At 71.5% G+C, this 19,644-nt stretch carries 15 protein-coding genes, 1 pseudogene and 1 riboswitch; of the genes and pseudogenes, 9 read left to right on the forward strand and 7 right to left on the reverse strand.

Features of this window, described 5'->3' with window-relative positions; genetic code table 11:
* Window positions 1-30 precede the first annotated feature (30 nt).
* Window positions 31-1,662 carry a DUF5691 domain-containing protein gene (locus tag OG568_RS21425; RefSeq protein WP_329532758.1) on the forward strand — a complete coding sequence of 544 codons (1,632 nt, stop codon included), beginning with the start codon at window positions 31-33 and terminating at the stop codon, window positions 1,660-1,662.
* Window positions 1,663-1,763: 101 nt separating this feature from the next.
* Here the strand turns inward: OG568_RS21425 and OG568_RS21430 are convergent, their stop codons facing one another.
* Entirely contained in the window at window positions 1,764-2,180 is a 417-nt protein-coding gene (locus tag OG568_RS21430; protein WP_266436968.1) for a cobalamin B12-binding domain-containing protein, read from the reverse strand.
* Window positions 2,181-2,635: 455 nt separating this feature from the next.
* On the opposite strand from OG568_RS21430, the gene OG568_RS21435 reads away from it, so the two are divergent.
* Window positions 2,636-3,508 carry an esterase/lipase family protein gene (locus OG568_RS21435; protein ID WP_329532759.1) on the forward strand — a complete coding sequence of 291 codons (873 nt, stop codon included), beginning with the start codon at window positions 2,636-2,638 and terminating at the stop codon, window positions 3,506-3,508.
* An 84-nt stretch (window positions 3,509-3,592) separates the two neighbouring features.
* A complete protein-coding gene (locus tag OG568_RS21440; protein ID WP_443077715.1) occupies window positions 3,593-5,260 on the forward strand; it encodes a M23 family metallopeptidase in 1,668 nt (555 codons plus the stop codon).
* A gap of 96 nt (window positions 5,261-5,356) precedes the next feature.
* Here OG568_RS21440 and pcrA read toward each other — a convergent pair whose 3' ends face one another.
* On the reverse strand, window positions 5,357-7,876 hold the full coding sequence (gene pcrA, locus OG568_RS21445) for a DNA helicase PcrA (protein WP_329532761.1): 2,520 nt from the start codon (window positions 7,874-7,876) through the stop codon (window positions 5,357-5,359).
* Between the two features lie 271 nt (window positions 7,877-8,147).
* Window positions 8,148-8,320, forward strand: a riboswitch (cyclic di-AMP (ydaO/yuaA leader).
* A gap of 8 nt (window positions 8,321-8,328) precedes the next feature.
* On the opposite strand from pcrA, the gene OG568_RS21450 reads away from it, so the two are divergent.
* Both OG568_RS21450 and OG568_RS21455 read left to right on the forward strand, forming a co-directional pair.
* Window positions 8,329-9,498: a C40 family peptidase gene (locus OG568_RS21450; RefSeq protein ID WP_329532762.1), complete on the forward strand. Its 1,170-nt coding sequence runs from the start codon at window positions 8,329-8,331 to the stop codon at window positions 9,496-9,498.
* Window positions 9,499-9,669: 171 nt separating this feature from the next.
* Window positions 9,670-10,652, forward strand: a pseudogene (locus tag OG568_RS21455) (tellurite resistance/C4-dicarboxylate transporter family protein).
* Here OG568_RS21455 and OG568_RS21460 read toward each other — a convergent pair.
* Window positions 10,630-10,983: a hypothetical protein gene (locus OG568_RS21460; protein WP_266436984.1), complete on the reverse strand. Its 354-nt coding sequence runs from the start codon at window positions 10,981-10,983 to the stop codon at window positions 10,630-10,632. The pseudogene OG568_RS21455 and the gene OG568_RS21460 sit on opposite strands and share 23 nt — an antisense overlap.
* 412 nt (window positions 10,984-11,395) lie before the next feature.
* Here OG568_RS21460 and OG568_RS21465 point away from each other — a divergent pair, with 412 nt between their 5' ends.
* Both OG568_RS21465 and OG568_RS21470 read left to right on the forward strand, forming a co-directional pair.
* Window positions 11,396-12,487: a C40 family peptidase gene (locus tag OG568_RS21465; RefSeq protein ID WP_329532763.1), complete on the forward strand. Its 1,092-nt coding sequence runs from the start codon at window positions 11,396-11,398 to the stop codon at window positions 12,485-12,487.
* 148 nt (window positions 12,488-12,635) lie between these two features.
* Window positions 12,636-13,268 (forward strand): hypothetical protein, encoded by a 633-nt coding sequence (locus OG568_RS21470; RefSeq protein ID WP_329532764.1) that lies wholly within the window; start codon window positions 12,636-12,638, stop codon window positions 13,266-13,268.
* A 78-nt stretch (window positions 13,269-13,346) separates the two neighbouring features.
* Here OG568_RS21470 and OG568_RS21475 read toward each other — a convergent pair whose 3' ends face one another.
* Both OG568_RS21475 and OG568_RS21480 read right to left on the reverse strand, forming a co-directional pair.
* Window positions 13,347-14,153 (reverse strand): response regulator transcription factor, encoded by an 807-nt coding sequence (locus OG568_RS21475; protein WP_329532765.1) that lies wholly within the window; start codon window positions 14,151-14,153, stop codon window positions 13,347-13,349.
* Window positions 14,150-15,439, reverse strand: a complete 1,290-nt coding sequence (locus OG568_RS21480; RefSeq protein ID WP_443077716.1) for an ATP-binding protein — start codon at window positions 15,437-15,439, stop codon at window positions 14,150-14,152. Before OG568_RS21480 ends, OG568_RS21475 begins: the two co-directional genes overlap by 4 nt.
* A gap of 178 nt (window positions 15,440-15,617) precedes the next feature.
* Here OG568_RS21480 and OG568_RS21485 point away from each other — a divergent pair, with 178 nt between their 5' ends.
* Window positions 15,618-17,075 carry a PspC domain-containing protein gene (locus tag OG568_RS21485; RefSeq protein ID WP_329532767.1) on the forward strand — a complete coding sequence of 486 codons (1,458 nt, stop codon included), beginning with the start codon at window positions 15,618-15,620 and terminating at the stop codon, window positions 17,073-17,075.
* On the forward strand, window positions 17,062-17,286 hold the full coding sequence (locus OG568_RS21490; RefSeq protein ID WP_266436998.1) for a hypothetical protein: 225 nt from the start codon (window positions 17,062-17,064) through the stop codon (window positions 17,284-17,286). Before OG568_RS21485 ends, OG568_RS21490 begins: the two co-directional genes overlap by 14 nt.
* A gap of 109 nt (window positions 17,287-17,395) precedes the next feature.
* Here the strand turns inward: OG568_RS21490 and OG568_RS21495 are convergent, their stop codons facing one another.
* Together OG568_RS21495 and OG568_RS21500 are read right to left on the reverse strand one after the other, a co-directional pair.
* Window positions 17,396-17,932 (reverse strand): DoxX family protein, encoded by a 537-nt coding sequence (locus OG568_RS21495; protein ID WP_266437000.1) that lies wholly within the window; start codon window positions 17,930-17,932, stop codon window positions 17,396-17,398.
* A gap of 335 nt (window positions 17,933-18,267) precedes the next feature.
* A complete protein-coding gene (locus OG568_RS21500) occupies window positions 18,268-19,572 on the reverse strand; it encodes a hypothetical protein (protein ID WP_329532768.1) in 1,305 nt (434 codons plus the stop codon).
* Window positions 19,573-19,644 lie beyond the last annotated feature (72 nt).

Below are 19,644 nucleotides of genomic sequence, written 5' to 3' on the forward strand. Positions count from 1 at the left end.
CGGCGTCACCTCTCCACGGAAAGGACGCTCATGAACACGACCTCCGCTGCCGCGGGCGCGCCCGTCGGGGGTTCCTGGGAGGAGCTCGTCACGACGGCCCTGCTCGGGACCGAGCGGCGCCCCCCTCCGGCCTGGGCCGCCGGGCGTGCGGCACCGGTGGCCCTGCTGGACGCGGCAGCCGTGGAGACCCTGCGGCGGCGGGCCGGGGTGCGGGCCGCTCGGGCGGCCGCCCGGCCCGAGCCCGCCGCACCCGACCCACGCCCCGTCCTCCCGCCCGCCGCGGCGCGCCGACTCGTGACGCTGCTGGCGGACCGGCCCGGCGCGGGAGGCGGCGGCCGCAGAGGCACGGCACCCGACCTCATGGAGCTGCTGCCGCAGTGGCTCGCGCTGGCGAACGCGCGGGGTTTCGCGCCGCCCCCGGAAGCGCTGCCCGCGCTCCTCGACGCGGCCCGGGGCCGTACGGACCTGCGGCCTGCGGCCCTGGCCTTCGCCGGGCCGCGTGCCCTGTGGCTCGCCCGGCTGAATCCGGACTGGCGCTTCGCACTGCGTTCGCTGCCCGGCGGCGGCACCGCGCTGCCCGGCCCCGAGGACCCCGGCCGCGCGCAACAGCTCTGGCAGGAGGGCCTCTTCGCCGAGCGCGTCGCGCTGCTCACGTCGATACGGGCCCAGGACCCCACGGCCGCGCGCGAGCTGCTCGCCACCAGCTGGGCGACCGAGCGGGCCGAGGACCGGCTGATGTTCCTCGACTCCCTGCGCTCCGGGCTGTGCGCGGCGGACGAACCGTTCCTGGAGCGGGCGCTCGCCGACCGGAGCCGCAACGTCCGGGCCACCGCGGCGGAACTGCTGTCCGCGCTGCCCGGTTCGGCGCTCGCCGCGCGGATGGCGGCGCGGGCCGGTTCGTGCGTGGCCGTCGACCGTACGCGGGGCGCGCCCTCGATCGTCGTCGAGGCGCCGCACGAGTGCGACGCGAGCATGGAGCGCGACGGTGTTGTACCGAAGCCTCCGGCGGGACGAGGGGAACGGTCATGGTGGCTGGGACAGTTGGTCGAATCGGCGTCGCTCGGGACCTGGTCGCGGCGGCTCGGCGGACGTACGCCGGAGGAGATCGTGGCGCTTCCGGTGGCAGACGACTGGCAGGGCGAGCTGCATGCCGCGTGGTGCCGGGCGGCGGTGCGGCAGCGGGACCCGGGGTGGTCCCGGGCGCTCCTCGGCGCGCCGTCGGCTCCGGAGGCCGGCGGGCCGGGGGCGGTGTCGCTGGCGGAGCGGTCGAAGCTGCTCGCCACGTTGGGCGCCGCCGAGCGGGCCGAGTGGGTGGCGGGGTTCATCGCCACGCACGGGTTGTCCGAGGCGTTCCAGTTGCTCGGGGTCTGTGCGGTGCCGTGGGCGGGGCCCCTGGGCCGGGCGGTGGTCGACGCGCTCAATATCGCGCGGGACGCGGGGAGTTATCCGTGGAGTTTCAGTGGGGTGATGGGGCTGGCCGAGCGGTGTCTGGATCCTGCGGAGGCGGGTCGGCTGGAGGGACTCACGGCGGTGGCCGACGAGCCGGAGAACGCGGCCCCCGGCGCGGGTGGCTACTGGGCGGAGGCTTTCCAGCGCCTTGTCACCACACTGCGTCTGCGCGCGGTGATGTCCTCGGAGCTGGATGGTACGGGCCCGCGCTGACAGGAGCGCCCCTCGAGGGGCGCGGGGAACTGCGCGACCAGGCCCCACCCAACCGCAGCCGCCCCACGGGCCTTGGGGACCGCTCCCCTGCCGGAGAGGCGCTACGCGCCCGTCGGCTGGCGCACGTTCGCCCGTACCCACTCCACGATCGACGCGGTCGTCGCTCCCGGCGTGAAGATCTCGGCGACGCCCTTCTCCTTGAGCGGCGCGATGTCCGCCTCGGGGATGATCCCGCCGCCGAAGACCTTGATGTCCTCCGCGTCGCGCTCCTTGAGGAGGTCGATGACGGCGGCGAACAGCGTGTTGTGGGCGCCGGAGAGGATCGACAGGCCGATCGCGTCGGCGTCCTCCTGGATCGCGGTGTCGACGATCTGCTCCGGGGTCTGGTGAAGCCCGGTGTAGATGACCTCCATACCGGCGTCGCGCAGCGCCCGCGCGATCACCTTGGCCCCGCGATCGTGGCCGTCGAGCCCCGGCTTGGCCACCACCACGCGGATCGGACCGGCTGCCACACCCATCACTGCCTCCATGAACGGACTACATCGACCGCCCCGCGCCGCACCGGCCGGGGAAGTGAACGAACGTTATCGTCAGATCCGTGCAAACCGCAGTTTCCCGCTGAAGAGCGAGGGGGAAATCACACGGTGGGACACATTCGCCGCGCACCGCTCCGCGACTCTGCGGCACACGCGCCGCAGGGATCTGCGACGCGCGGACCGCGACTGGAGCCTGCGCAAGGAGAGCCGCCAGCAGGTGGCAGTACCACCGTCGCATCAGGGACGCGCGGCGGCGGTGCGGCGCACCGGCGGGAGCACGACGGCAGGGAATCCCGTCGCGTCACCGGCGCACCACGCGCCACGGACGCACCGTCGGCCACCGCCCACGCCATCGCCACCGGCACCACCACCGCGGCTTTCCACGAGGGCACACGGGGGACAGAGCGGTCCCGTCGCGTGCCGACTGGAGGTCGGCCATGAAGGTCACCGGGGCCCAGTTGCCCTTTCTCCCGCTGCGTCAGCGTCTGCTGCCCAGCAGACTGACCGGGCTCTCGGTGGCCCTGTTGAAGGCGACGGCCCTGGAGATCGCCATCCTCGCCGGGCACCTCCTCCTCTATCCGTCCGGCATCGCCCAGGAGCGCCGCGGCACCCCCGCGCTCCCGCTGCCCGACGCGCCCCGGCTGCCCACCGGGACCAAGCCGCCGGTCGTGCTGCTGCACGGCTTCATCGACAACCGTTCGGTCTTCGTGCTGCTGCGCCGCAACCTCGCCCAGCACGGCAGGCAGCACATCGAGTCGCTCAACTACTCGCCGCTGACGAACGACATCCGCACCGCCGCGGAGCTGCTCGGACGGCACATAGAGGACATCTGCGAGCGCACCGGGCACGATCAGGTGGACATAGTGGGCCACAGCCTCGGCGGACTGATAGCCCGCTACTACGTCCAGCGCCTCGGCGGGGACCTGCGCGTCCGCACCCTGGTCACGCTCGGCACTCCGCACGCGGGCACGAAGGTCGTTCCGCTGATGAACGCGCACCCGATCGTCCGTCAGATGCGACCGGGTTCCAAGGTGATCGAGGAGCTGCGCAAGCCGGCGCCGGACTGCCGTACGCAGTTCGTGAGCTTCTGGAGCGACCTCGACCATCTGATGGACCCGCTGGAGACCGCCTCCATCGATCACCCGGACCTGCTCGCTCAGAGCGTCCAAGTGAGCGGTATCGGACATCTCGCCCTGCCGGTCCATCCCGCGGTCGCCGCCGGCATACGGCAGGCACTCGACTTCGAGGAGACGCGGGCCCGTCCCACCGCCGCGCCCGCCGCCGAAACCGGGGGTCTGACAGTGGCGTAACGCCTCCACAGAACGCCCCCGACATCGAACGACAATCGAACGCCAGGCCAAAGCCGTGCCCGCCCTCCCCCGAAACACGGCCGAATGCCCGTTTCCCGAGTGGAGGAAACCTGCCGAAGATTGTCGCGCCCGCGTACCGCCGGGTACAGTCGCCGCACTGCTCTGCCAGCCCCTGTTGTCGAGGCGAAAGAGAAGTTGGTGAACGACCGTCACCCGTCGGGGACCGTAACGCCCCCGGCTCCGGCCTCCGATGCCGCCGAGGCGCCCTATGGGTCGTACGGTGGCCAGGAAGCCCAGTACGGCGACCTCACCACGTACGACGGCTACACCTCCACCGGTACGTATGCGACCGGAAGCTTCGAGACCACTGGTTTCGAGACGTCGACCTTCGCGGCCGACCCCCTCTTCGGCGACATGTCGGGCGGCGACGGCACGGGTTCGTACGACGCCACGCAGTGGAACACCGGCAGCCATCAGACGCCGCACTACGACCCGTACGCCGCACAGCACCAGGCCGCGTACGACACCGGCGCCTACGACACGGCCGCCTGGGCGAGCGGTTACCAGCAGCTCGCCGACATCCCCGCGCAGCACCCGGGCCCCGAGGCCACCGGCCAGTGGGACGCGGCCGCCTGGCAACAGGCCGAACAGACCGGCCAGACCCAGCAGTGGACCGCGCACACCCAGGAGACGGGCTCGTACGACGCCACGCAGTGGAACACCGCGGGCGAACACGACGCGTACGACGGGTACGAGCAGCACCAGCAGGCCGAGTCGTACGAGCAGCAGATCGCCGCCGAGGCCTACGAGCATCAGCAGGCGCCCGAGTCCGACGTCGACGACCAGCCTTTCGACCAGCAGGCGACCTCGGCCTTCGAGCAGGTGTCGTACGAGGAAGTCGGCGCCGCGGAGGGCGAGTTCGAGGACGCCGGTGACGCGCAGGACGCGCCGCTGCTCGAGGACATGGAGGAGGTCGTTCCGGCCCCCCGTGCCGCGAACCGGTCCGCGTCGCGTTCCCGGCGGCGCACCCCGGCGAAGCGTTCCGCCTTGCTGACCGTCGCCGTGCCCTCGGCCTGTGTGATGGGCGTCGCGGGGATCGCCGCCGCCTCCGTGGGCACCATCGGCGGGAGCGACAGCAAGGACAACACGACCCTCAGCGCGTCCGACGGGACCGCGGTGAAGCCGTCGGCCGCCAACAACAAACTGGACACCCAGCTCCAGAGCCTCTCGGCGGGCGCGGACGACTTCGCCGACCGGGCCAGCCGGACGCAGGAACGTATCGACCTCAAGGCTCAGCAGGCTGCCGAGAAGCAGAAGGCGGCGGCGGAGGCGGCCCGCAAGGAGCGGCTGCGGCCGAAATTCGTCCTCCCGGTCACCCAGAAGGGCCTCAGCGCCTACTTCGGCCAGGCCGGCATCAACTGGATGTCCGTACACACGGGCATCGACTTCCCGGTGTCGTACGGCACGCCGGTGATGGCCGCGACGGACGGCACCGTACGGACGCAGTGGAACAGCGCGTACGGGAACATGGCGATCGTCACCGCGATGGACGGCACGGAGACCTGGTACTGCCACCTCTCCAGCTACAAGGTGCCGTCGGGGACGGTCGTGAAGGCCGGTGAGCAGATCGCGTTCTCCGGGAACTCCGGCAACTCGACCGGTCCGCACCTGCACTTCGAGGTCCGCCCCGCGGGCGGTTCGGCGATCGACCCGCTGCCGTGGCTGCGCAGCCACGGCCTGGACCCGACGTAACCCACGGGGCCTCGGACCCGACGTAACCCACCGGTCCCTCACCCGACGACGTGACCGAAACGCCGTCGCCGGGCTTCTCGCTGCCGCCCCGTAGGACTACAGCTTCTCCACCGGCGCGTACCGCAGCAGCAACCGCTTCGGCTTCGCCTCGCCGAAGTCGACCGTCGCCTCCGCGTTCGCACCCGTCCCCTTCACACCGACCACGGTGCCCAGCCCGAACTGGTCGTGGGTGACCCGGTCGCCGACCGCGAGCGAGACCACCGGCTTCTCGGAGATCCCGCGGCGCGTCGCGAAGCCGGAGGCACCGGACGCCGCGGACCGCGAACGCGAGGACGACAGCGAGGCGGCCACACCGGAGACGGGCCCCGAGGACACGGGAGCGGTCGCACCGGTGCGCTTCCACTCCAGGTGCGTCTCCGGGATCTCCTCCAGGAAGCGGGACGGCGGGTTGTACGAGGGCTGGCCCCAGGCGCTGCGCATGGACGAGCGGGTGAGGTACAGCCGCTCCCGCGCGCGCGTGATGCCGACGTACGCGAGCCGCCGCTCCTCCTCCAGCTCCTTGACCTGTCCCAGCGCGCGCATGTGCGGGAAGACGCCGTCCTCCATGCCGGTGAGGAAGACGACGGGGAACTCCAGGCCCTTGGCCGTGTGGAGGGTCATCAGGGTGATGACGCCGTTGCCGTCCTCCTCGTCCGGGATCTGGTCGGAGTCGGCGACGAGCGCGACCCGCTCCAGGAACGCGGAGAGCTCACCCGACGCCGCAGCCGCACCAGCGCCTTCGCCCTCGCCCTCGCCCTCGCCGGTCTCCTGCTCGAACTCCAGGGCCACAGCGGCGAGTTCCTGAAGGTTCTCGATACGGGTCTCGTCCTGCGGATCGGTCGAGGCCTGCAGCTCGGCGAGGTAGCCGGTGCGCTCGAGGACCGCCTCCAGGACGGTCGCCGGGCCCGCGCCGGACTCGACGATCGTGCGGAGGTCCTCCATGAGCGTGTTGAACCGCTTCACGGCGTTCGTCGACCGCGCCGCCATCCCGTACGCCTCGTCGACGCGGCGCAGCGCCTGCGCGAAGCTGATCTTCTCGCGCTGCGAGAGCGCGTCGATCATGGCCTCGGCGCGGTCGCCGATGCCGCGCTTGGGAACGTTCAGAATGCGGCGCAGCGGGACCGAGTCCTCGGGGTTGGCCAGGACCCTGAGGTACGCGAGGACGTCCCGGACCTCCTTGCGCTCGTAGAAGCGGACGCCGCCGACGACCTTGTAGGGCAGGCCGACGCGGATGAAGATCTCTTCGAAGACACGGGACTGGGCGTTCGTCCGGTAGAAGACCGCGACGTCTCCCGCCTTGGCCTCGCCCGCGTCGGTGAGACGGTCTATCTCGTCGGCGACGAACTGGGCCTCGTCGTGCTCGGTGTCCGCGACATAACCGGTGATGTTCGAACCGGCGCCCGCGTTGGTCCACAGGTTCTTGGGGCGGCGGGACTCGTTGCGCTCGATGACCGCGTTGGCGGCGGACAGGATCGTCTGGGTGGAGCGGTAGTTCTGCTCCAGCAGGATCGTCGTCGCGTCCGGGTAGTCCTCCTCGAACTGGAGGATGTTGCGGATGGTCGCGCCGCGGAAGGCGTAGATCGACTGGTCGGCGTCGCCCACGACGCACAGCTCGGCGGGCTCGAGGTCGCCCGCGGCGGCCGACACGTCCGCGGCCCGGTCACCGGCGGCCGGGCCGACGAGCTCCCTGACCAGGGCGTACTGCGCGTGGTTCGTGTCCTGGTACTCGTCGACCAGGACGTGACGGAAGCGGCGGCGGTAGTGCTCGGCGACGTCCGGGAAGGCGCGCAGCAGGTTGACCGTGGTCATGATCAGGTCGTCGAAGTCGAGCGCGTTGGCCTCGCGCAGCCGCGACTGGTACATCGCGTAGGCCTGGGCGAGGGTCTTCTCGAAGCCGTCGGCGGCCTGGGCGGCGAAATCCTCCTCGTCGATCAGCTCGTTCTTCAGGTTCGAGATCTTGGCGCTGAAGGACTTGGGCGGGAATCGCTTGGGATCGAGATCCAGGTCACGGCAGACGAGCGCCATCAGCCGCTTGCTGTCGGCGGCGTCGTAGATCGAGAACGAGGAGGTGAAGCCGAGCTGCTTGCTCTCGCGGCGCAGGATCCGCACACACGCACTGTGGAAGGTCATCACCCACATCGCGTTCGCGCGCGGGCCGACCAGCTGCTCGACGCGCTCCTTCATCTCGCCGGCGGCCTTGTTCGTGAAGGTGATCGCGAGGATCTGGCCGGGGTGGACATGGCGCTCGCCCAGCAGATGGGCGATGCGGTGCGTGAGCACCCGCGTCTTGCCGGAGCCCGCGCCGGCCACGATGAGCAGCGGGGAGCCGGAGTGCACCACGGCCGCGCGCTGGTTCTCGTTCAGCCCGTCCAGCAGGGCCGCCGGGTCCACGGCGGGGCGGTGCGCGCCGTCGCGGTAGTACGTGTCCCGGCTCGCGGGCGCGTCGAAGCGGCCGCCGAACAGGTCGTCCGGAAGCGGCTCCGGCGCCGCGTCCTCGGGCGGCGGCGGGGGCTCTTCCTCGTGGGCCCCGGAAGGCTGGAGGTCCGCCAGAAAGCTGTCATCAAAGAGGCTGCTCATCGCTCTCCGAGTCTAGGCGGCCGCACTGACAACCCGCGGCCACCCCGGAAACCCGACCGGTTTTTCCACGACCGCACATGATCCCTTTCCCGTACGAAGGCGCCGTCACCGTTCAGGATCGATTCAATACGGTCAGCGACGATCAATGGCCCCGAGATCAAGGTCACGAAAATGTATCGGGCATATCGCACATCAAACTTCACAGAACGCTTATGAGTTGGCTAGCGTGCCGGGCAGGCCGCTCGACCCAACCGGCGAACATCGCCGGGCCGTGCGGCCTCCGCCGAGTCCGGTGCGCCCGCGTGGCAGCCGGAGCCGGGGACCCAACCGACCTTGGGGTGAATCGGTCCAACCGCCCTGCGGGGCAAGGACCGTAGGGCAAACCTTCCGGAAGCACCCGCCCGAACCCGACAGCTAACTCGGTAGGCGGATGACGGAAGGAGTCGCCACCCTTGGCGTCGCATCGCAAGTCGAGTCCTACGGGTACGCGCATAGCGGGTATACGGACCCCCGTCCTCGCCACGGCGGCCCTCACCTCCGTGGCCCTGCTCTCCCAGACGGCGAACGCCGCGCCCTCGGCCGATTCCAAGCCGAGCATTGAAGAGGTCGAGAAGAAGGTCGACGACCTCTACCACCAGGCGGAGACGGCGACCGAGAACTACAACGCGACCAGGGAGAAGACCGCCCAGCAGCGCAAGCGCGTCGCCTCCCTCCTCGACGACGTGGCCCAGCGCACCGAGAAGCTCAACACCGCGCGCGAGGAGTTGGGTTCGTTCGCCGCGGCGCAGTACCGCACCGGCGCCGCGGCTCCCGACACCGCGAGCCTCCTGCTGGCCGACAATCCGCAGGACTACTTCGACCAGACCCAGCTGATGGACCGTCTGACCACCCGCCAGAAGGCGGCCGTCGACGACTACGTCACCGAGCAGGCCGCCACCACCAAGAAGCGCACGGAGGCCTCCGAGAGCCTGCGGACGCTCACCACGACGCAGAGCGCGCTGAAGACGTCCAAGGCCGACGTCCAGCGCAAGCTCGCCGAGGCGCGCGACCTGCTCTCGAAGCTGACCGCCGAGGAGAAGACGCGGCTCGCCGCGATCGAGAAGAAGAAGCAGGAAGCGGCCGACCGCAAGGCGGCGGAGCTGGCCCAGCAGCAGGCCGCGGCGGAGAAGAAGGCCCAGGAGGCGGCCGCCCAGCAGCAGACCGGCTCCGGGACCACTGGCTCCACCGCCACCTCCGGGAGTTCGGCCACCGACTCCTCGTACACCGCCAAGGCCGACAAGGCCCTCGCCTTCGCCCGCACCCAGATCGGCAAGCCGTACGTCTGGGGCGCGACCGGGCCCGGCTCCTACGACTGCTCCGGCCTCACCCAGGCCGCCTGGAAGGCCGCCGGCGTCACCCTCCCGCGCGTCACCACCGACCAGGTGAACGCCGGCACAACGGTCTCCCTGACCGATGCCCGGCCCGGCGACCTGGTCTTCTTCTACGACGACGTCAGCCACGTCGGCATCTACATCGGCAACGGCATGATGATCCACGCCCCGAAGCCCGGCGCCTATGTCCGCGAGGAGTCGATCTACTACGGTGGCGCGTCGATCATCCACAGCGTGGTGCGGCCGGCCTGAGCGTTTCCCGAGCTGATCCTCAGCTGATCCTGCGCGGATCCTGAGCCGATTTCTCCGGGTGCACGCGCGCGTGTGGCTGTTTTCGAGCCCTCCGCGCGCGTGCAGGTGTTTTTGAGGCCCACGCGCGCGTGGCCCACCGTCGGCACCGGCACGGCTCCTTAGCATCGGCCCATGTCTCGCACCTCCCCCTTCCGCGCCTGGTGGGCGCAGCGTCCGCCGGCGGCCGGGGCCGTCGTGATGGCGACCGGCATCGTGTCGGTCGCCCTGCGTCTCACGGGGTACGAGGTGCTGTCCGGCATCGCCTTCGCGGTGGCCTGCGCCGTCTGGCTGGGACTGGCCGTGTCCTTCACCGCACGACTGCTGTGGGAGCGGGAGAGGTGGCTCGCGGAGGCGGGGACGCCCGGTTCGCTGACCGCCGTCGCCGCGACCGCCGTGCTCGGGACCCGGTTCTCGGTGGCGGGCCGGCAGACCGTGGCCGAGGCGCTGCTGGCGCTGGCCACGGTGCTGTGGCCGGGGCTGCTCGTGCGGGTCACACGGCAGTGGCGGGGGCGTATGCCGGGGACCGTGTTCCTCGGCTGTGTGGCCACGGAGTCGCTCACCGTGACGGCGGCCACGATCGCTGCGGGCGAGTCGGCGGCCTGGCTCGCGCACGCGGCGCTGGTGTTGTTCTGGCTCGGGCTGGTCCTCTACGGGTTCGCGCTGGCCCGTTTCGAATGGCGGCAGGTGGTCACCGGGGCCGGGGACCACTGGATCGTCGGCGGTGCGCTGTGTCGGCGCGCTGGCCGGGGCGAAGCTGATCTCCGCGGACAGCGCGAGCCTGTACCTGTGGAACTTCGACGACAGGGGCGTCCTGCGTGCCGTGACCGCGGCGCTGCTGGTGCTCGACCTGGCCTGGTGCGTCGTCCTGCTGGCCGCCGAGGCCGTCTGGCCGACGGCTGCGCTTCGACGTGCGCCGCTGGTCGACCGTGTTCCCGTTGGGGATGACGGCGGCGACCACACTGTCCGTGGGCACCGCCATGGACGTCCCGGGGCTCAGGACGCCCGGGCAGGTGATGCTGTGGATCGCGGTGGCGGCGTGGCTGGTGGTCGCCGCGGGGACGGTCCGGTACTACGTCGCCGCCACGGCCGCGATCACGTCCACAGAACCGCGATGAAGATGTTCGCCATGGTGAGCAGCCCCACCACGCCGAACTGGCTCTTGTCGACCTTCTCCTCGTCCCGCTTCACATAGACGAGGCCGAGGATCACGATCAGCAGGGCGAGCTTGACGCCGATCTTGATGGTGTTGACGTGCTGATCGTCGGCCTGGTTGAGGCCGACCAGGATCACGCCGGTGACCAGCATGGTCAGCGCGCCGTGCAGCATGCCGGGGACGAACCGGGCCGTGCCCTGGCCCATCGCCTTCATCTGGGTGAGGAAACCGCCGAGCAGCGCCGCGATGCCGATGATGTGCAGGCCGACGAAGAAATGGATGAGTACGTCCATGGGGCCGGAGCCTAATCGGCGACCCTGACCCCGCTTGTCACCGGCCCACCCCCTGTAGACCCGTACCACCTGGGAGCCACCGATTGTCCCGGAACCGCCCCATCGGTCATCACACCGCGTGAAGTCGACGGCGTCGGGCCGGGATCACGGTCACATGCGGTCGCTCCGCGATCCAGTGGCGTCAGTTCCGTACATAGCGTCTCCGGGGCATCACTCTCAGGTTTAGCGTCCTCCACCAGGTGACCGGCTCCCCACCGCCGCCCTGGCCAGGGGCGGCAGCCGGACACCACCGCCGAGAAAGGTCCGGCGGCGGCCCGCTCCCCCTGTGGGGGCCGCCGCCGGACGTGTCCCCCGCTGACCGCGCTCGTCCCCGGCGGTCGTACGCAAGTCCCCGGGAAGGATGTGGGCCCTCGTGGCAGCGCACCGAAAGCCCAGACAGCGCTCGCTCGGTGGAAACACGGCACGCACAGCCGTGACCATCGCCCTCGCGGGCGCGGCCACGGCAACGGGCTTCGACGGGACGGGGCACGCGGACCCGCAGCTGTCGCCGGCACAGGTGAAGGCCAAGGTGGACAAGTTGTACGAGGAGGCGGAGGTCGCCACCCAGAAGTACGACGGCGCGAAGGACAAGGCCCACAAGGCCGAGCAGCGGCTGAACGCGCTGCGCGACGAGGCGGCGCGCAGGGAGGACCGGCTCAACACGGCGCGCGACGCACTGGGTTCGATCGCCGCCGCCCAGTACCGCAGCGGGGGCCTGGACCCCGCCCTGCAACTCGCGCTCTCCGACAACCCCGACCAGTATCTGGAAGGGGCCGCGTTCGCCGAGCGGGCCGGCAGCAGGCAGGCGGAGGCCGTGGCCCGGGTGCGCAAGCAGTTGCGGGAGATCGAGCAGCTGCGCGGAGCCGCGCATGTCGAGCTGGCCTCGCTCAAGTCGCGTCAGACGGAGCTGAAGAGCGCCAAGAAGACGATCAACGGGAAACTGGACGCGGCGCGGCAACTGCTGTCGCGGCTCACCGACGAGCAGCGCGCGCAGCTCGGGGGCCTGGGAGCGGCCGGGGGCGCCGGAAGCACGGGAAGCGCCGGGCAGCGCGCCTCGCGCTCCGCTCCGCGGGACCTCGGCCCGGTGTCGTCGCCCGGCTCCGTCGCGGCCCCCAACTCCCGTGCGGCGGAGGCCGTCGCGTACGCCTACGGGAAGCTCGGCAGCCCCTACGTCTGGGGCGCCACCGGGCCCGACGCCTTCGACTGCTCGGGCCTGGCCCAGGCCGCCTACCGCGCCGCGGGCATCTCGCTGCCACGCACGACGTACGCCCAGATCAACGCCGGACGCCGGATCTCACGGTCCGAACTCCTCCCCGGTGACCTGGTGTTCTTCTACTCGGGAATCAGCCATGTGGGCATCTACGTGGGAAACGGCCAGATGATCCACGCCCCGAACCCGTCGGCGCCCGTACGCCTGGCGCCGGTCGACGAGATGCCGTTCGCGGGGGCCACCCGAGTGGCGTGAAAGACGCGGGAGCGACCGCGGTGTGGTGCGGACGGAGAAGTGGATCACGGTAGCGTCGACGCGGACGCTGTTTCCCTCGTCGTTCCGCCGCCGTTCCCTCATCGCTCCGCCGTCGTTCCGGCGCCGCTCCGTCGTCCGAGAGGTTCTGATGCCCGGCTCCCTGCTGCCGCCTCCGCCGCCGCCCGCGCACATCAGGACCTGGCCGAACCGCGCCGCGCTGCTGGCCGACCGGGGTCGGGCGCTGGAGGAGCTGCGCAGACGCAGCCTCGGGGTGCACCGGGTGCTGCTGCTCTGGCTGCTCGCGCTCGCGGCGATCATCGGCTGGGCCCTGCTGGTGCTGCCGCTGCGACAGCTCGAGCAGCGCGACCCCACCGGTTTCGTCCTGGGCCCGCTCTTCGCCCTGCTGGGCCTGGCCGCGCTCGCCCCGACCGTCGTCGCCGTCGCCCTCTCCGTCCGCCGGGACCATCACATACACCGACTGCTCGACGCCTGGTCCGCGTTGGACCGGCACCCCGCGACCGACTCCCGGCTCCGCTCCCCCGGCCTCAGCCTCTTCTGGCTGCTCTCCTCGCTCGGCGTCTGCGCGATCGGCGCCTGGACGTCCTTCGCGGCGGCCGCGCGGGCCGAGCCCGGCCACGCCCTGTACAGCGATGTCGTCCAGGGCATGGGTATCGGCCTGATCCTGTGGCTGACCGGCCTCATCGGCATCGTGAAGGCCGTACGCCACTACCGCTGGGCGCTACGCATACTGGGCCGGGCTCCCGACGCGCATCACCGGTAGTCACCGGGCGCCTCCGGCGGGTTCAGCGGACGTCATCCAGTGCGGGCGCGAGGACGTGAATGCGTGCGACGCGATCGGCTAGACCAGCCGGCGAGCCGTCGCCCACCGGGTCAGCTCGTGCCGGTTGGAGAGCTGGAGCTTGCGCAGGACCGCCGAGACGTGCGACTCGACCGTCTTCACCGAGATGAACAGCTGCTTGGCGATCTCCTTGTAGGCGTAACCGCGGGCGATGAGGCGCAGGACCTCGCGCTCGCGCTGGGTGAGGCGGTCGAGGTCCTCGTCGACGGGCGGGGCGTCGGTGGAGGCGAACGCGTCCAGGACGAATCCCGCCAGGCGGGGCGAGAAGACCGCGTCGCCGTCCTGGACTCGGAAGATGGAGTCCACCAGGTCCGTGCCGGTGATGGTCTTGGTGACATACCCTCGGGCGCCGCCGCGGATCACACCGATGACGTCCTCCGCGGCGTCGGACACGGAGAGCGCGAGGAAACGGACCGGCTGCCGGGCGTCGGACATCAACGGGGCACAGCGGCGCAGCACTTCGACACCGCCGCCGCCCGGCAGATGGACGTCGAGCAGGACGACCTCGGGCCGGGTGGCCGTGATGACCGTGACCGCCTGGTCGACGTCCGCGGCCTCGCCGACCACCTCGACGCCGGTCCGCTCCGTCTCTCCGATCTCGGCCTGCACTCCCGTACGGAACATGCGGTGGTCGTCGACGAGCACGACCCGCACACGACGTCCGCCCCCGGCAGAGGCCGCTCCCGCACCGGCGACAGGCTCGGCGGCCGGCCCCGTGGCCGACTCGGCCCCGGCCGTACTCACGGAGGCGTCCTCCGGCCCGTTCGACGCCGGGGTCTGCCCGGTCGGTCCGTTCGCGTCGCTCATGACGTCTTCTCCGCCCTTTCCATCTCCAGCTCGACCTCCGTGCCGCCGTCCGGCACCGCGCGCAGTCGCGCCGTGCCGCCGTTGCGCTCCATGCGGCCGATGATCGATTCTCTAACGCCCATGCGGTCGGCGGGTATCCCCTCGAGGTCGAAGCCGGGACCACGGTCGCGGACGGACACGAAGACCGTCCTGCCCTCGACTTCGGCGTAGACCTGTACGGCGCCGCCCTCGCCACCGTACTTGGCGGCGTTCACCATCGCTTCCCGCGCGGCCTGCATCTGTGCGGTCAGGCCCTCGTCGAGCGGGCAGTCGCCCACGACGACGACCTCGATGGGGACACCGTGCTTGTCCTCCACCTCGGCCGCGTTACGCCGGACCGCCTCGGCCAGGGTCGCGGGCTCGTCCGCCTCGTCCTTGCCGGTGCCCTCCGGTTTGTAGAGCCAGGCGCGCAGGTCGCGCTCCTGGGCGCGGGCGAGCCGTCGCACCTCGTTCGCGTTCTCCGCGTTGCGCTGGATCAGGGTCAGGGTGTGCAGCACCGAGTCGTGGACATGGGCGGCGACCTCGGCCCGCTCCTGCGCGCGGATACGCATCAGGCGCTCCTCGGAGAGGTCCTGGGTCATGCGCACGAGATAGGGGCCTGCGAGGAGCGCCGTGCCGACCAGGACCGCGAGTGCCGCCTGGAGAACGGAACCGAGATGGGCTGCCGAGCCCTGGAGCACGAATATCCCGGAGACGCCCGCGGTGACGAGCAGGACACCGGCCGCGGAGCGCAGCAGCGTGAGCGTACGACGACGACGGCCGACCTCCACCCAACGGGCCCGGCGCGCGTTGTCCGCCTGGCGCCAGACCAGGGCGACGCCCGCGCCGACGAGAACGGTCGGCCAGAGATAGGCCCTCGCCCCACCGCCGAGATTCACATTGCCGACGAAGACCATGGCCACGACGACCATGAGGAGCAGGGCGACGATCTGGCCCCGGTCCGGCTTGCGGGCCACGAGTCTGCGGCGGCCGTCGGAGGCGGTCTCGGTGGTGAAGGCCGGGGTGCGCCCGGAGTCGACGCCGCCGACGCCGAGCGGCACGAAGAACCAGAAGGCGGCATAGAGCAGCGCCCCGAGGCCGTCCGCCATGAACAGGCCGGCGAACACCAGCCGCACCCAGATCACGGGCAGCCCGAGGTGCCCGGCGAGCCCTCGCGCCACGCCCCCGAGCCAGCGTCCGTCGCTGCTGCGGTAGAGCTTGCGCGGGGGCCGCGGGTCGTCGAGGGGCGCTGCTGCGGCTTCCGGCATGCCATCGATGTTCACACGGCCGGAAGGCGGGAGCATCAGGGTCGACCCCCGAGACTCCCCTGATCTTCGGCAGACCGGTGCTCGAACGGCTCCCCCCGCCTCTGTCAGGGCCGATATCAGGGTTCGGCCAGGGTCATCCCGACTGCCGTCGGGGCTTCGCGCCCGTCACCATGGACACATGACAGATCAGCAGCACGCGGCAGCGGAGCCGGATCCCGGCCCCGGCCCGGGCGCCCCGCCATCGGGCGCCGGGCCGCGGGACGCCGCGCCGCCCGCCGCGGGCACCGCCACGGGAGCCGCGGAGGGTGCGGGAGCACCAGGCGCGACAGGTGAGGAACCGCGCGCGCACGGGGAGCCGCCCGCGCCGGAGGGCCCGCGCAGGTTCCGGCGCGACCGGCGGCAGAAGCTGCTGGGCGGGGTGTGCGCCGGGCTGGGGCGGCAGTGCGACATGGACCCGGTGATCTTCCGGATCGTGCTCGCGGTGCTCTCCGCGACGGGGGGCATCGGTCTCATCTTCTATGGCTTCGTCTGGCTGTTCGTTCCGTACGACGACGAGGAGGAGAACGAGGTCCGCAAGCTCCTCACCGGTCGCGTCGACGGCCACGCGCTGGCGGCCGTGCTGTTCGCCCTGGTCGGCTGCGGCGTGTTCCTGTCGATGCTGAACAACGCGAGCGTGCTGACGTTCGCCGTCGTCCTCTCCCTGCTGCTCGCGGGCGCGGGGTACTGGTCGCAGCAGCGCGGCGCCCCCGACCCGGACCCGCTCGCCGCCCAGGCCGTGGCGGACGCCCCGCCGGAGGCCCAGGCCCCGCCCGTCCCCGTCTCCTACCCCTCCTGGTGGCGCGACCCGATCGTCAAGGACGGCTCGCACGTGGGCGGCACGGGCTATCTGTGGGGCCCGGTGGACGCCCGGGACCGGGATGTCGCGGCGGCGCTCAACATCGCCCGCGGCACGCCCCGGCCGGACATACGGGACCTCCGCGCGGCCCGTGAGCCGCAGCCGCGCGGCCCACGCTGGATCGGCGGCTGGGTCTTCCTGCTCGCGCTGGTCGCAGGCGGTCTCGGCACGGGCCTGACATGGAACGACCATCCGCTCGCCACCAGCCTGCAGACCGGTCTGTCCTGCGCGCTCGTCGTTTTCGGTCTGGGCATCGCACTCAGCGCGTTCGTGGGGCGTACGGGCGCGGGGTCGGTCTTCCTCGCGGTGATCACGGCGGCGCTGCTGGCCGGTTCGGTGGCCATGCCGAAGGACATCAGCACCCATTGGATGCGGGTCGAATGGACTCCCCAGACCGCTGCCGCCGTACCGCAGAGATTCGACCTCGGCACAGGTGTGGGCACCCTCGACCTCACCCACCTCGGCCTCACCAAGGGCCAGACGGTGACGACGACCGCCGAGGTGGGCGCGGGCCGGCTGAAGGTGATCGTCCCCAAGGACGCGACCTTGAAGCTGAACATCGACGTGGGCGTCGGGGACATCCAGTTGCCGGGTGACGGCAAGAAGGACGTGGACGTGGAACCGGGCAAGCACAAGCAGGTGACCCTGCCGGCCCCGACCGGCAGCAAGGACGGCGGCACGCTCGACCTGAACCTCCAGGTCGGCGTGGGACAGGCGGAGGTGATCCGTGCCACGTCATGAGTTCCAGCCGGGAAAGCTGGTCGCCGGTCTCTTCCTCACCGCCGCGGGCCTCACCTACGCGGGCGACGCGGGCGGTTGGTGGGACACACCGTGGTTCGCGATCATCCCCGTCGTCACGGGTGGGCTCTGCCTCGCGGGCGCGGTGGCGTTCCTGACCCATGGCATACGTCGACGACGGTTGAGGCGGCGGGGCGCGGGGGTGTCCGGGTAGCGGGAGTGTCCGGGTAACCGGGCATAAACGGACCGTCGGTAGGTGCGGGGCGACCTACGCCCCGCACCTACCGACGTGTGATGCGCTGACCTGACTTGACCTGCGATGCCTAGTAGCTGAGGTCTCCGGACCGTTGCCCGCGCCTCGCGCGCAAGGCCGCGTCGACGGAGAAGACCGATGCGCCCGCGAGGACCAGGGGCAGCCAGGCCATCAGGTAGGCAAGGTCGTTGCCGTAGTAGTACGGGTCGGAGGCCCAGCTCACCGTCAGCCACAGGCTGAGCGAGATGAGCGCGCCGCCGAGCGCCGCGAGGCGGGCCAGTAGGCCGATCAGAGTGCCGATGCCGACGGCCAGTTCGCCGAAGGCGATGGCGTAGCCGAAGCCGACGGGGCTCTTCAAGGCGAGGTCGACGAGGGCCGGGATCGCGGAGGAGTCGCGCACGTTGCGCATCAGGTCGCCGACCGAGCCGGAGCCCGAGGCGGAAAGGAAGGTGCTGTCGGTGAGTTTGTCGAGGCCGGCGTAGATGAAGGTGACGCCCAGGAAGACCCGCAGGGGCAACAGGGCGTAACGGGTGGCGGTGTCCCGCCAGTTTCGTCCGCCGCCGTCGAGATGGGGGGTTTGGGTGTCCGACCGCATACCGTGAGTCATCGCTCTCCGCCGCCTCTCGCCCGCGTGCCGTTGACCCCTCAACAAACCATACGTACGAGAGTGGGTTCCAGCTCAACGCTCGGGGCCACTTTTTTCGCCCCCGCCGCCCCTACCCGTCCCATCCGTATCTGGGGGCTGCGCCCCCAGACCCCCGATCGGCCTGACCGGCCTCGTCCTTGAACGCCGGACGGGCTGGAAGGTGCGGGCCAGGGTGGTGGGGCATCGGCCTTCTTCCTCATCCTAGTCCTCAAGAACGCCGCGACCAGCCCCCACCGTCCGCAGACTCCGGTGTGCACCCGCAACCACCCGCGACCACCCACCCGTAGCTACGGGGCTCAGTCCGTTACCTCGATCAGGCAGCGGTTTGTCTCCACCCCGGCCGCCGTCACCACCTGGACCTCCACCCGGCCCGGTTCCACGTCCACCGGGACCGGGACGGTCAGGACCGCGTCCGTGGGGTTGCTGAAGCCACCGGGGACCGGCACCAGGGGGACATGGACATGCACCGCGCCGATGCGGACGACCATGCGGGACAGACGGTCCGCGCTCTGGGCGCCGGGTGGGACGAATCCGGCGCCCCGGATCTCGATGTCGTCGCCGGTGCGGATCGGCGCGTCGAGGTCGCCGGCCTCACGGGAGCGGACGACGGAGAGGATGACGGGACGGCCGCCCTCGGCGTACTTCCCGGCGAGATAGGTGGCCGCCGAGACGAGGACCAGGAGCGCGAGACCCCAGGGGAGATCGGGGAGTTGCTCCGGACGCCGGGCCAGCCGTACCGCCGCGAAGACCAGGGCGACGGCACCGACGGCGACGTACTGGATGTCGGCGAAGCTGCCCCGGCCCGAGTCGTCCGTGAGGAGGTCGGCGGCGCGCGGCCGGTCCGCGCGTACCTTCTGCAGGCGTTGCCCGAGGACCCGCAGGCCCACGGTCCGGCGTACCAGGACCGCGATCGCGCAGACGACGGCGATGACGGTCACCACACCGGCGCCGCGGGCGAGTTCGAGGCCGGCGATCAGGTCGTCGCGTTTGCCGTGGGCGGAGGCCGCCGCCAGCTGGCCCACCAGGACGAGCACGGCGTAGACGACGAACAGGACCCAGCCGGCGGCCATGGCCCGCGAGGTGGAGAGGCGGTTGTCCTCGCCGATGACCGGGGCGAGGGCCCCGCCCCGCGCCCGGTGCAGATAGCCCGCGCCCGTCAGCCCGCCGGCCACCACGAGGGCGGCGAGCAGGCCTGCCGTGCGCGCCGCCGTCCAGCCCGCGCCGATCGCCGTGAGGGCCTGGACGAGGAGCAGCGTCAGGACGGCTCCCCACACCGCGTACGCCGTACGTCGCCACAGCCGTCCCAGCCATGCCTCGCCGTCGACACGCCCGCGCTCGGCGACCAGGTCGGCGGACTGGGTGAGTTCGTCGGAGACCCACTGCCGGGACGCGGACGCCGAGTGCGCGACAGCGGCGGGCAGCCCCTGCCCGGACGCCAGTTCGTCGCGCCTGGCCAGGAACGCGGCGACGGCGCGCCGGTGCCCCTCGCGCGCCCCGTGCGGACAGTCCCCGCAGGCGCAGCCGCCCGTGTGCGCCGCCCCCTGTCCCGCGCCGAGCCCGCCACCGCGCTCCGCGCCGTGTCTCGCCTCCTGCACCGCCACGCCCGCTGCCGCCTTCCCCGCGCCGAGAGCTGCCTCGCAAGCTACAACTGCCTTGCGATGACAGGGCATTGT

This window comes from Streptomyces sp. NBC_01450 (assembly GCF_036227505.1).
Taxonomy (GTDB): domain Bacteria; phylum Actinomycetota; class Actinomycetes; order Streptomycetales; family Streptomycetaceae; genus Streptomyces.

Excerpts from the sequence above, each read along its gene's own strand:
- OG568_RS21425 (WP_329532758.1), top strand. The coding sequence starts at position 31 with ATGAACACGACCTCCGCTGCCGCGGGCGCGCCCGTCGGGGGTTCCTGG.
- OG568_RS21430 (WP_266436968.1), bottom strand. The coding sequence starts at position 2,180 with ATGGGTGTGGCAGCCGGTCCGATCCGCGTGGTGGTGGCCAAGCCGGGG.
- OG568_RS21435 (WP_329532759.1), top strand. The coding sequence starts at position 2,636 with ATGAAGGTCACCGGGGCCCAGTTGCCCTTTCTCCCGCTGCGTCAGCGT.
- OG568_RS21440 (WP_443077715.1), top strand. The coding sequence starts at position 3,593 with ATGCCCGTTTCCCGAGTGGAGGAAACCTGCCGAAGATTGTCGCGCCCG.
- pcrA (WP_329532761.1), bottom strand. The coding sequence starts at position 7,876 with ATGAGCAGCCTCTTTGATGACAGCTTTCTGGCGGACCTCCAGCCTTCC.
- OG568_RS21460 (WP_266436984.1), bottom strand. The coding sequence starts at position 10,983 with ATGGACGTACTCATCCATTTCTTCGTCGGCCTGCACATCATCGGCATC.
- OG568_RS21470 (WP_329532764.1), top strand. The coding sequence starts at position 12,636 with ATGCCCGGCTCCCTGCTGCCGCCTCCGCCGCCGCCCGCGCACATCAGG.
- OG568_RS21475 (WP_329532765.1), bottom strand. The coding sequence starts at position 14,153 with ATGAGCGACGCGAACGGACCGACCGGGCAGACCCCGGCGTCGAACGGG.
- OG568_RS21480 (WP_443077716.1), bottom strand. The coding sequence starts at position 15,439 with ATGCCGGAAGCCGCAGCAGCGCCCCTCGACGACCCGCGGCCCCCGCGC.
- OG568_RS21485 (WP_329532767.1), top strand. The coding sequence starts at position 15,618 with ATGACAGATCAGCAGCACGCGGCAGCGGAGCCGGATCCCGGCCCCGGC.
- OG568_RS21495 (WP_266437000.1), bottom strand. The coding sequence starts at position 17,932 with ATGACTCACGGTATGCGGTCGGACACCCAAACCCCCCATCTCGACGGC.